Origin of the sequence: Caldisericum exile AZM16c01 (genome assembly GCF_000284335.1) — a bacterium.
Lineage (GTDB): Bacteria > Caldisericota > Caldisericia > Caldisericales > Caldisericaceae > Caldisericum > Caldisericum exile.
In genome coordinates, this window is the sequence record NC_017096.1 from 467,254 (window position 1) to 479,004 (window position 11,751).

Annotated in this window: 11 protein-coding genes; 10 read left to right on the forward strand and 1 reads right to left on the reverse strand. The window is 36.9% G+C overall.

Going from position 1 to position 11,751, the window contains the following annotated elements; genetic code table 11:
* The first annotated feature begins 64 nt into the window (after nt 1–64).
* The 5 genes from miaA to CSE_RS02300 all read left to right on the forward strand — a co-directional run bounded on the left by miaA (nt 65) and on the right by CSE_RS02300 (nt 5,093).
* The gene (miaA, locus tag CSE_RS02280) at nt 65–973 is read left to right on the forward strand and encodes a tRNA (adenosine(37)-N6)-dimethylallyltransferase MiaA (RefSeq protein WP_014453024.1); all 909 of its coding nucleotides are present in this window, start codon (nt 65–67) and stop codon (nt 971–973) included.
* Nucleotides 963–2,183, forward strand: a complete 1,221-nt coding sequence (locus CSE_RS02285) for a methionine gamma-lyase family protein (protein ID WP_014453025.1) — start codon at nt 963–965, stop codon at nt 2,181–2,183. Before miaA ends, CSE_RS02285 begins: the two co-directional genes overlap by 11 nt.
* Before the next feature lie 312 nt (nt 2,184–2,495).
* Nucleotides 2,496–2,915, forward strand: coding sequence for an adenosylmethionine decarboxylase (gene speD, locus CSE_RS02290; RefSeq protein ID WP_014453026.1), 420 nt, complete (start codon nt 2,496–2,498; stop codon nt 2,913–2,915).
* Complete coding sequence (locus CSE_RS02295) at nt 2,887–3,819, forward strand: fused MFS/spermidine synthase (RefSeq protein WP_014453027.1); 933 nt, start codon at nt 2,887–2,889, stop codon at nt 3,817–3,819. The genes speD and CSE_RS02295 overlap by 29 nt, the downstream gene beginning before the upstream one ends.
* A complete protein-coding gene (locus tag CSE_RS02300) occupies nt 3,816–5,093 on the forward strand; it encodes an amidohydrolase (protein WP_014453028.1) in 1,278 nt (425 codons plus the stop codon). The genes CSE_RS02295 and CSE_RS02300 overlap by 4 nt, the downstream gene beginning before the upstream one ends.
* Here the strand turns inward: CSE_RS02300 and CSE_RS02305 are convergent, their stop codons facing one another.
* Nucleotides 5,094–5,723, reverse strand: a complete 630-nt coding sequence (locus CSE_RS02305; protein WP_041726030.1) for a thiamine diphosphokinase — start codon at nt 5,721–5,723, stop codon at nt 5,094–5,096.
* Nucleotides 5,724–6,037: 314 nt separating this feature from the next.
* Here CSE_RS02305 and CSE_RS02310 point away from each other — a divergent pair, with 314 nt between their 5' ends.
* The 5 genes from CSE_RS02310 to trhA all read left to right on the forward strand — a co-directional run bounded on the left by CSE_RS02310 (nt 6,038) and on the right by trhA (nt 11,713).
* Entirely contained in the window at nt 6,038–7,504 is a 1,467-nt protein-coding gene (locus tag CSE_RS02310) for a bifunctional metallophosphatase/5'-nucleotidase (RefSeq protein WP_014453030.1), read from the forward strand.
* Between the two features lie 82 nt (nt 7,505–7,586).
* Complete coding sequence (locus tag CSE_RS02315; protein ID WP_014453031.1) at nt 7,587–7,835, forward strand: hypothetical protein; 249 nt, start codon at nt 7,587–7,589, stop codon at nt 7,833–7,835.
* The gene (locus CSE_RS02320) at nt 7,832–8,653 is read left to right on the forward strand and encodes a transaldolase family protein (RefSeq protein ID WP_014453032.1); all 822 of its coding nucleotides are present in this window, start codon (nt 7,832–7,834) and stop codon (nt 8,651–8,653) included. The genes CSE_RS02315 and CSE_RS02320 overlap by 4 nt, the downstream gene beginning before the upstream one ends.
* Nucleotides 8,654–8,655: 2 nt before the next feature.
* A complete protein-coding gene (locus CSE_RS02325; RefSeq protein WP_014453033.1) occupies nt 8,656–10,962 on the forward strand; it encodes a transketolase-like TK C-terminal-containing protein in 2,307 nt (768 codons plus the stop codon).
* 100 nt (nt 10,963–11,062) lie between these two features.
* Complete coding sequence (trhA, locus tag CSE_RS02330) at nt 11,063–11,713, forward strand: PAQR family membrane homeostasis protein TrhA (RefSeq protein ID WP_014453034.1); 651 nt, start codon at nt 11,063–11,065, stop codon at nt 11,711–11,713.
* Nucleotides 11,714–11,751 lie beyond the last annotated feature (38 nt).

Genomic DNA, 11,751 nt, shown 5'->3' on the forward strand with positions numbered 1-11,751 from the left:
TATTAAACAAAATTTTAAAAACTTTGGTAATTTATTTTGAAAAAATCTTGTAAAATAGAAAGGTATGGGAAACTTAGTTATTGTAATTCTTGGGCCAACTGCAACACATAAAAGTGAGGTTGGCATTGAACTTGCAAAAGAATTTCCACTTGAGATTGTCTCAGCAGATTCAATGCAATTTTATAAGGGAATGGATATAGGTACCGCAAAGGTGCCAAGGGAAATAAGAGAAAAAATACCTCATCACTTTGTTGATATCATTGATGTTAGTGAAGAATATAGCGTTAGTCAGTACAAAAGAGAATTCTTAAAGTTAAGCGAAGAAGTCTATGGTAGAAAAAAGATTCCACTTATTGTAGGTGGCTCTGGGCTCTATATAAGGGCAATTACGGAGAATTTCCCAGTGGAAGAGTCACCTTCTCCTGATACAGAATTGCGAAAGGCACTTTCAGAAAAATCCGTTGATGAGTTAAAGAAACTTGCAGAAAGTATCGATTTTGAGGCTGCTAATAAGGTTTTTGATAAGAAGCGTCTTATAAGGATAATTGAATATTACAATAAAACTGGTAAGAAAATTTCAGAAGTAAAAAACCCCGAAGGTAAATTCCAATTTTTAAAGATTGGCCTTGTAAAGCCAAGAGAGGTTCTCTATAAGGACATAGAAAATCGTGTCGATAGAATGGTCGAAATCGGGCTTATTGATGAAGTAAGAAGATTGAAAGAGATGTATCCATGTTGGTCAAAAACTGCAAGACAAGCAATAGGCTACAAGGAAATTCTTGATTATCTTGAAGGAGTAATAACGCTTGAAGATGCAATTAAACTTATCAAGAAAAACACTCGCCATTTTGCAAAAAGACAAATCACTTGGTTTAAAAAAGAGAAGAATGTTTTATGGTTTGACTCAACGAACCTTGAAAAGGTAGTAGATGAAATTAAAAGATTGGTAGGTGAATTTATAAATGAAAATTGAAAACCATTTTATAGAATTGGGTAGGGATATAGAATCGTCCCTTAAAGAGTATTTTAAAGAAGTAGATTTAATCCGTGAAAAGAATTTTCTTAAAGTGCTTAATGCATTTCAGAGCGTTCACTTACACGATTCAGATTTTGGTTATACATCAGGCTATGGTTATAACGACATTGGGCGTGAAAAAATAGAATTAATTTTTGCAAAAATTTTCGGTGGAGAGGATGCAATAGTTCGTCCTCAGATAATCTCTGGCACACATGCAATCGCTATTACACTATTTGGGTTATTGAGACCGGGAGACCTTCTTGTCTATGCAAGTGGAAAACCTTACGAAACAGGAGAGGGGATTATTGGCATTCGTGAAGTTGAAGGCTCACTTAAAGAATATGGTGTTAAATACGGTGAGTTTAATTTTAGGGATGGCTTTAATGAGGATCTAATAAGAGAGGCAAAGGTTGTTGTTTTTCAACGGTCAAAAGGCTATACTTTTTCCGATTCAATATCGATAGACGAACTTGAAAATGCAATAAAAATTGTAAAAGCAGTAAATCCTAACGCTATTGTGATGGTTGATAATTGTTATGGCGAGTTTGTTGAGGAGAAAGAGCCAGGTGATATAGGTGCAGATATTATTGTTGGCTCTTTAATTAAAAATGCAGGTGCGGGAATTGCAATTACTGGTGGGTATATCGTTGGGAGAAGAGATCTCATTAAAAAAATTTCTGCAAGAGTTACTGCACCTGGTGTTGGAAAGGAAATTGGACCTATGCTTGGACTTACTCGAAATATCCTTCAGGGAATTTTCTTTTCACCACTTGTTGTGTCAAATGCAGTGAAAGGTGCTATATTTGCTTCAAAAATTTTTGAGGATGTAGGTTTCGAGGTAAAGCCGCGATATTTTGAAAAAAGAGCGGATATAGTACAGGCAATAAAATTTGGACGCGTTGATCTTCTTTTAAAATTTGCACAATCAATTCAGAAATTTTCACCTGTTGATGCAGATGCCGAAATTGAGTCTGCTCCGCTTCCAGGATACGAAAACAAAATTATTATGGCTGCAGGGACGTTTGTTCAAGGGTCATCGATTGAGTTATCTTGCGATGCGCCGATGATTCAACCCTATATTGGCTACCTTCAAGGTGGTATATATTACGAACATACTAAATATGCAAGTTTATATGCACTTCAGGAAATTTTAAAAATTTTATAAAACAAAATTGATTTTGAATACTAATTTTATTGACAAAAATTTGACTTAAAAAATTCTTAAAGAAATTGCATAAAGACTATTGCATTTTTTACAATTTTTGATATAAATACACCGATAAGGTTATACACCTTACCACCTCCCTGCAAAAAGCGCTCTTGCTTAAAGAGTGGCTACGCAGGAAATTTAAAAGGAGAAGGACAACTCCTTAAAAAACCCTACGGCTGGACTGGTCGGATGTTATGCCTGTGTAAACAGGAAGCCCCTCGTTAAGCAGGGTGGCTGTCACTAATTCTTTGGAAGGGGGTGGCTGAAATGCGCACAGAAGGTAAACACATTATTATGGATGCCTCTGGTTGCAACCCAGAGCTTCTGAATGATCTGGATTACCTGAGGTCGCTTCTTGTTGAAGCGGCAAAAAAGGCTAATGCAACAGTTTTGAACGTTGCATTTCACCACTTTACTCCTCAGGGAGTTAGTGGGGTGGTGGTAATTTCCGAATCTCACCTCTCCATTCACACATGGCCAGAGTATGGCTATGCTGCGTTGGATTTTTACACTTGTGGAGACATTGATCCAAAGATTGCCTGTGAGTACGTTGCAGAACATCTCAACGCAAAGTACGTCCAGACAACGGAAGTCTTCCGTGGAGAGGAACACGAAGGAAAATACCTACACAAAGTTCGTTCTGTAAAAACTAAGGTGTATGGAAAAGAACTATCTCTACTTCCATGACAGGTTTGGAGGTGCAGAAGAACATCTCCATGGCGTCAGGAGAATTATTTATGAGGTGAGGACTCCCTACCAGTTTATCCAAGTGGTAGAGAGTCCTACCTTTGGTAAGATGCTTATTATTGATGGGGATGTTCAATCCTCTCTTGTTGATGAGTATATTTATCACGAGTCACTTGTGCACCCTGCATTACTTACTGCACATTCTCCTAAGGTTGTTGTAATTCTCGGTGGTGGAGAAGGCTCAACCTTGAGAGAAATCCTCAAGCACAAAAGTGTTACAAAGGCAATTATGGTTGATATCGATAAGGATGCAACGGATATTGCAAAAGAATACATGAAAGAGTGGCATCAGGGTGCATTTGATGACCAAAGAGCAACACTTATCAATAGCGATGCAAGGGCATTTGTTGAAAGCAATCTTTCCAATAATTCGGTTGATGTATTTATAAGCGATTTGACGGAGCCATACGAAGGTGGTCCTTCATATAAACTTTACTCGGTTGAGTTCTACAAAACGATATTCGATAGGCTTAAAGAAGACGGAGTTTTCGTTTTACAAGCATCTCTTTTGAGGGTTACAAATTACAAGATGCACACAATTATTAGAAATACCCTTAAACAAGTGTTCCCAATTGTTAGAAGTTATTTTGCATACGTGCCTGCGTTTGATACAACGTGGGGTTTTATAATTGCCTCAAAGAAAAACGATCCCAAGACATTTACAAAAGAAGATGTTGATTACATGATAAAGGAGCGCATAACGGGAGATTTGCGTTTCTACGATGGAGAAACCCACATTGCGCTTTTTAATCTCCCGAAGGATATTCGAAAACTCATAGAAACCGAAACCGAGGTTATAACAGACTTGCACTACATTCCACTTGAAAGAAAAGAAAACCTATGATTCTCATAAAAAATGTCTCTGCGATTTTAGATTCAAAGACCTATAAAGAATCTGTTGATATCATTATAAAAGATTCAAGAATTTCCTTTATAGGGAATAGTGCACCAGAGGATAACTATTCAAGGATAATCGATGGAAGCAACTTTCTTGCAATGCCAGGATTTGTAAATACCCATTCACACTTATCGATGACATTTATGCGTGGCTATGCCGAAGATGTAACTCTACAGGATTGGCTTTATAAGCATATCTTTCCACTTGAAGAGCATCTTTCATATGATATGGTATATTTTGGCACTCTTCTTGCTGCAATTGAATCAATAAAGACAGGGACAACAATGGTTGCAGATTTCTATTTCCATCCACAGGCAACACAGCGGGCACTTTCTGAAATTGGCATGCGTGGAAATATTGGTATTGCCTATGCCTCAAAGCCGTTTATGGATAAGTTGATTATAGAGGAGGTTGAAAGAAGATTTAGAGAAATTGCTGGAAAAGACGATAAGATTTTAGTAAGCCTTGCACCACATGCTCCATATACCGTAAGTCAGGAACTTCTGAAATACACAAAGGAACTTCAAAGGAAATTTGATTGTGTTGTGCAAACACATTTGCACGAAACCGAAAAAGAAGTTATTGACTATATGAAATCATACACAAGAACTCCCATTGAATACCTTGCTTCAATTGGTTTCCTCAATGAAAAAGTGGTTGCTGCTCACTGTGTTTGGGTAAGTGAAAACGATATTAAAATTCTAAAGAAAAATGGTGTTTGGGTTTCTTTAAATCCCGAAAGCAATATGAAACTTGGCTCAGGGCTTCCACCAGTTGATAGGTTTGTCGATAGTGGCCTTAAACTTGCAGTTGGTACCGATGGAGTTGCATCGAATAACAATTTATCAGTTCTTGAAGCAGTGCGAATTGTAAGTTTGCTTGCAAAAGGCATTTCAGGAAATCCAAGAAAATTAAGTGTTTCAGATGCATTTGATATGCTTACGGTAAATGGTGCAAAGGCGTTGGGCTTTAACGATGTTGGTGTTCTAAAAGAAGGTTTTAAGGCTGATTTAATCCTTATAAGAAAAGACTCTGTTGAGATGATTCCAATGCACTCTCCATACTCAAATGTAATCTATTCAATGTACCCCGAAAGTACCGATACTGTCATTATAAATGGCGAAATCGTAATGGAAAATCGAAAAATTCTCACTATTGACGAAGAAATCGTAAAGAAAGAGTTCAAAAATCTTTTAAATAAACTCATTCAAAAAGAGTAATTAAGTGTATTTTGGCTTTGCTCTCTTTAAAATCAAAATTGCAATACTCTCTTCAATTTCGACAAAAACAGAGTTTGAAACTGCGTAATTACTGAGTGTCAAAGTCTCTCCTAATTCAACACTTTTACCTGTAAGTGGATAATAAAGACCTCTTGAATCCTTGAACGAGATTTTTCCTAAAAGTGGAAATATCGAAATTATATCGTTTATATCGGTTTTGACTTCGATACTGCTATTAAATATGTAGATTTCTTCCTTATTTTCAAGAATTTTTGCAGATTTCCCTTCTTTAAAAATCCTGTATAGAATCGAAAGGTTAAAGAGAAGGTGATCTGTTCTTCCACCAAGCATGTTTGTGAGAATGATTTCGTCGTATCCAAGGGAAAGCGCATGTGTTACTGCAATTTCTGTATCTGAATAGTCCTTTTCCTTTGGATATTCAAGGTGGTTTATCTTTTTGAGTAAGTCCTTGTTTCTAAGGGAGTCAAAGTCGCCTATTGCAAGGTCAACCTTTACACCAGATTCAAGAAGTGTTTCTGCGCCAGCATCGACTCCTATAACAAAATCAACACTTTTTGCAAGGTCCCTTAGAAACTGCGGCGGATTTTTTGCGCCATTTCCAACAAGCAAACACCTTTTCACATTATATTATACAGTCGAAACAGATTTCACAAAAATTTAAAAGCTTGCCTTTGAAACTTTGAAAAGTTGCACAATTTGTCCAAGGGAATGCAAGGTTGATAGAACAAAAATAATCCTCTACTTTCAAGAGGGATAACCCATGAAGAGTATTTGGAAGTAAAGAGACTTGCAAAAAGTTTTGGTTTTAGAAGACTTTATCACGATTGAATTCTTGATAAAATCTACTTTTTGAAAAATTTTATGTTTATCTAAAATGAAAGTAGAGGGTAAATTAAAATTTTAACAAAAAGGGGGGAGTTTTTATGAACACTAAAAAGTTCACTATTTTACATTCGAATGACATGCATGGTGATTTTATGGCAGAAATGCGAGGTGAGAAAGGCAAATTGGTTGGAGGGCTTTCACTTCTTTCAGGATACATTAACAAAGTTAGATCGGAAGAAGAAAATGTGCTTTATGTTATTTCTGGGGATATGGTTCAAGGGTCAATTATTGACACAGAGTTTAAAGGAATTTCTACCATTGAACTTATGAATTACCTTGCTCCTGATGTTGCAACACTTGGCAATCACGAGTTTGACTATGGACTTCCACATCTCCTTTTTCTTGAAAAAGTTGCAAACTTTCCTATTGTAAATGCAAATCTCTACATTAAGCCATATCATAAACGTTTAATGAAACCCTACACTATTATTAACAAGGCAGGTTTTGACATCCTTTTTATTGGGATCATTACTCAGGAAGTAATTGATGCACTTTCAAGAGATAAAGACATTGGAAGTTTTATTACGCTTGAAGAAGCAAGAGATGAGGTTGGGCGTATTACGAATGCCTATAAAGATGCGGATATTGATTTAACTATCCTTCTTACACATATTGGTTTTGAAAACGACAAGAAACTCGCAAGCATGCTTGATCCAAATTGGGGTGTTGATATAATCATCGGTGGACATTCTCACACGATTCTTGAAAAACCAGAAGTAGTTAACGGAATCCTCATTGCACAAGCAGGTGTTGGCACAGATCAGATTGGGCGTTTTGATGTGCTGGTTGATGATGATACGAATAGCGTTGTAGAATACAATTGGCAACTTATACCTATAGAAGAGGGAATTGCACCTCCTGACTTTGAACTTGAGAAGTTTATAGATTCTTTTAAAGAAGTTGTCGAAAGAAAATATAATGTTATTGTTACACGTTTTGGACATAAACTTACCCATCCTGATAGAAAAATAGAAACAGAATTAGGAAATTTGTTTGCAGATATCTTCAAAGAGCGTGCAGATGTGGACGTTGCCTTTGTTGGAAGTGGATCAATCAGAGCGAAGGAATTAGGGCCTGTTGTTACGCTTGGAGATTTAAAATCTGCGTTTCCTTTTCAAGATACAATTCACAAATTTTTTGTTACAGGAGAAACACTATTCAAAATGTTCAATACATTTATGTCCAATGAAAACAAAATTAGCGATGGAGAGCACTATCAGGTAAGTAAAGGTGTTAAGGCTGTATTTAATACCCAAAAGGATCAACTTGAGTCTTTATCTTTAGATAGTGTTCCTGTTAAATTTGAGAATGTTTATACAATTGCTCTTCAAGGATTTCACTACGATAACTTTGAAAAATTCTTCAAGATTAGCGCAGAGGCATTAAAAACAATAAAACCTCCAAAGGTTGTCTCAACTTCTCAATCCGATGTGATAGAAGAGTATTTGAATTTACACCAAAACATTGACAGAGAAATTGAGGGACGTCTTGTCTACATAAAATAATTTTTTGTGTAAGTATTGACTCAATAAAATATAATTGCAGTTTAAGGGTTCTTGTGCTAAAATAGTCTGAAAGGAGGTAAACATGTTTATAGATTATTTTAATAATTTTATGGGTATGAATCGGGTTTATCTTATGCTAATAATCCCTATTGCAATCCTTGTGATTCTTTTAATTTTTGCAATTATTACTGCAGTTGTTGCTCATAAGAAGGGGCGTAATGCCTTTGGATGGTTTATCCTTGGGCTTTTAACAGGACCTATTGGGCTTGCAATTATCCTCGTTGCATTGCCAATTCACTACTATATAAAAAGCGGAGATGATGACCTATGAAGATTTTTATCGATACGGCAGATATAGAAGAGATTAAAACAGCAATTTCTTGGGGCATTGTTGATGGTATAACAACAAATCCAACCCTGATTAAGAAAGCGTTGCAAAAATATCGTGATAGAATTTCCTCAATGGAAGATTACATAAAGGAGATTTTGCGTATTGCAGGAAGGCTCCGTCCGGTAAGTTTAGAGGTAATAAGCACTGATAGGGAAAAAATGGTAAAAGAGGCAACCATTCTGTATGAAAAGTTTAACTACATTGCAAATAATGTTGTTGTAAAAATTCCCATAAATCCAAATCTTGGTGAGGGTAACGATTTTGATGGCATAATGGCAGTTAGGGAATTAAAATCAGCTGGGATACCCGTTAATGTTACTCTTGTTATGACTCCTGAGCAAGCGCTTCTTGCTGCTAAAGCAGGTGCTGAATATGTAAGTCCATTTGTTGGACGTGTTGATGATTTTCTCCGCACAAAGGTTGGAATGGAGTTTAAGAAGGAAGATTATTTTCCCTCCGATGGTATGGAATACGATGATGAGGTTATTAACGACAATGGAATAGTAAGTGGAGTGCATATGCTTTCGATAATTAAAGAGATCTTTGAAAATTACAGGTTTTCTACTAAAATAATTGCGGCATCTGTAAGAAATGCAAGGCAGGTAAGAGAAATTTTGGAAGTGGGATGCGATATTGCAACAATTCCTTTCTATGTGCTTAAAGATATGATAAAGCATGTGAAAACCGAAGAGGGAATGATTAACTTTGTTAGAGATGTTGAAAATGAGTATAAAGAAATTTTTTGGAAAGGAGAGTAACTATGGAAATAAACGAAAAAGAACTCAAACACCTTGAGAAAGTAGGCGATGTTGTAGACACACTTATTGACCTTATGCTTAACTACAGACAAAGCGGACACCCAGGTGGATCGCGTTCAAAGATGCACATGTTTGTAACACTAATGCTTTCAGGGTTTCTGCACTATGACATTAGGTATCCCGAAAAGCGATTTTCCGACAGATTTATTTTAGGTGCAGGACATACAATTCCGCTTGTTTATGCAACACTTGCAGTTTTAAATGGAGCACTTCAAAAAAAATATGAGGAAACTCACGACGAAAAATTTAAATTAAGAAGAGAATTTGCACTTCTTCCAGAGGATTTACTTGGTTTTAGAAGAAATAAAGGTCTTTCGGGGCATGCAGAATTTGAAGGTAAAACCCTCTTTCTCAAATTTAACACTGGCCCATCAGGGCACGGAATAACCGCTGCTGCAGGTGAAGCAATTGCACTAAAAAGGGCAGGTCTTGATAAGGTTAAGGTGGTAGTTATTGAAGGAGATGCAGGCCTTACACCTGGTGGCTTCCATGAAACTGCAAATTCCGCTTGGGGATTAGGGCTTGATAACCTATTCTTCCTTGTTGACTGGAATAACTATGGCATTGATGACCATCCTGTTTCTGAAACAGTTTATGGCACTCCAAAAGAGTGGCTTGGCTGCCATGGGTGGCGTGTTATTGGCACTGAAAATGGAAACGACTTTAGGGAAGTTTTAAGGACAGAGGCAGAACTCTTTGATGAAAAAAATATCCAGCCAAATGTCCCCAATGTAGCATACTTTAAGACAAGGAAAGGCCGTGGATATCTAAAATATGACAATGCATCTCACGGTGCCCCTCACAAGATGAACTCAGAACTCTTCTGGGAAACAAAGAAGGAGTTCCAAGAAAAATATGGTATTAAATTTTATGGCTTTGGTGAACCTGCGCCAAAAACACAAGAAGAAATTTACAAGCAGTTCAAGGAAAATATCGATATTGCAATGAGTGTTATTTATAGTGATTCGGAACTTCTTGATTTCATTGCAAATAGACTTATTGAAATTGCAAAAACTGTCCCTGAAGAAGTTTCGACTTTTGAACTTGGTGGCGAGAACCCATTAATGGATAACGCCCTTTATGATTACAAAAATTATCCAAAGGATCTCTACTTTGAACCAGGCTCACATGCAGCAAACAGAGAGGCATTCTCAAAGTGGGGTGCATGGGTCAACGCATACGTCGGCAAAAAATATGGAAGACCACTATTTATAGCGATGTCTGCTGACCTTGCAGATTCAACGCAAATTTCAGGTTTTGCAAAACCTTATGGAGATTTTCCTGGTTTTGGGTGGTATGATAAATCGCGCAATAAAAAAGGTGTGCTACTTCCACAAGAGATTACGGAATTTGTAAATTCAGGAATCTCTGTTGGTATTGCATCAGTAAATTTTGCTGAAGATCCATTTAAGGAATTTAATGGCTTCTATACTGCATCTTCCACATATGGCTCTTTTGCATATCTCAAGTATGGAATGATGAGACTCTTCTCTCAGTTGGCACAAGACTGCCAACTCAAAGTTGGAAAGACAATTTGGGTAATGGGACACTCAGGCCCTGAAACAGCTGATGATTCACGAACACACTTTGGCATTTTTGCGCCTGGCGTAAGAGATCTTTTCCCACAAGGGCATATTATAGACCTTGTTCCATGGGAAGCAAATGAAGTGCCTGTCCTCTTGGGTAAAGCTCTTTCTTTGGAAGCATCAATAATTGCTCTTGTCTTAACACGACCCGCAATCCCCATTCCCGATAGAGAAGCAATGGGACTTGCTTCCTATTTTGAAGCAGCGCATGGTGCGTATATCTTAAAAGACTTTGATCCTGGTCTTGAACCAATGGGTACTGTAATTGTGCAGGGGACAAGCTCAACATTGTCAGTTGTAAAGGTAATTCCACAATTAAGAGAAGCAAAACTTAACGTAAGAATTGTCTCAGCGCCAAGTTATGAACTTTTCAGAAGAGAACCACAGGAATATAGAGATAAGGTGCTCCCGTGGAAACTTTGGCACGATTCAATGGTCATCACAAACGAGTCAATAAAACTCATGTACCATTGGATTGCAAACCCAATCGTTAAAGAATATTCCCTCTCTTCTGATTGGGACAACAGATGGAGAACAGGTGGAACAGTAGATGAGGTTGTTGAAGAGGCTCACCTTGATCCAAGACATGTCTTTGAAGGTATTGAAAGATTCGTAAGAGATCGAGAAAAGAGACTTTCAAGAATTGCAGAGATAGTTAAATAGGGTTTAATTTTAGTTAGTTTTGCCCGGGGATTTTAACAAAAGTCTTCCGGGCATTTTAAATTTTCTTCGTAATTTCATGAAATCATGCTAAAATCAAGTTGTGAGAATCAAGGAGAAGACTCTTTACAAAAAAGAAGAAATAGGCAATAGCATTACACATGGTGTCGGAATAGCCTTGAGCATTGCAGGTCTTGTGCTTCTTATTATAAAGGGTGTAAGGTCCAATAATTTAACAAAGTTTTTTGCATTTTTGATTTTTGGAATAACTTTGACACTTCTTTATACGGCATCCACCCTTTACCATGCGCTTTACATAAACGTTAAAAGCGTAAAGTTGAAAAGACTCTTACGACTTTTAGACCACTGTGCTATATATCTTCTTATTGCAGGCACCTATACACCATTTTCCCTAATTGCAATCGGAGGAACATTAGGAAGGAATATTTTTATTCTTATTTGGATGCTTGCAATAATTGGCATCATCTTTAAAATCTTTTTCGTAGGAAGGTATCCAGTGCTTTTTACCTCTACGTATCTCTTAATGGGATATCTTGTACTCTTTGCTTGGAAAATTCTTGTTTCAAATATCTCAAAAGGTGCGTTAATTCTTCTTATTGCAGGAGGATTGACCTACACACTTGGCGTGATTTTTTATGCCTTTCAGAGTTATAGATATAATCACTTTGTTTGGCACTTTTTTGTCCTTGGTGGAAGCATCTTACACTTTTCTGCGGTTCTCCTTTATCTATAATTGATCATTTACAATTTTTGTTAATTTAGTGTAATGCT

Bases quoted from the DNA above. Each gene is read 5' to 3' on its own strand.
- CSE_RS02325 (WP_014453033.1), top strand. From the start codon at position 8,656: ATGGAAATAAACGAAAAAGAACTCAAACACCTTGAGAAAGTAGGCGAT.
- CSE_RS02315 (WP_014453031.1), top strand. From the start codon at position 7,587: ATGTTTATAGATTATTTTAATAATTTTATGGGTATGAATCGGGTTTAT.
- miaA (WP_014453024.1), top strand. From the start codon at position 65: ATGGGAAACTTAGTTATTGTAATTCTTGGGCCAACTGCAACACATAAA.
- CSE_RS02300 (WP_014453028.1), top strand. From the start codon at position 3,816: ATGATTCTCATAAAAAATGTCTCTGCGATTTTAGATTCAAAGACCTAT.
- CSE_RS02295 (WP_014453027.1), top strand. From the start codon at position 2,887: ATGGAAAAGAACTATCTCTACTTCCATGACAGGTTTGGAGGTGCAGAA.
- CSE_RS02310 (WP_014453030.1), top strand. From the start codon at position 6,038: ATGAACACTAAAAAGTTCACTATTTTACATTCGAATGACATGCATGGT.
- speD (WP_014453026.1), top strand. From the start codon at position 2,496: ATGCGCACAGAAGGTAAACACATTATTATGGATGCCTCTGGTTGCAAC.
- CSE_RS02285 (WP_014453025.1), top strand. From the start codon at position 963: ATGAAAATTGAAAACCATTTTATAGAATTGGGTAGGGATATAGAATCG.
- CSE_RS02320 (WP_014453032.1), top strand. From the start codon at position 7,832: ATGAAGATTTTTATCGATACGGCAGATATAGAAGAGATTAAAACAGCA.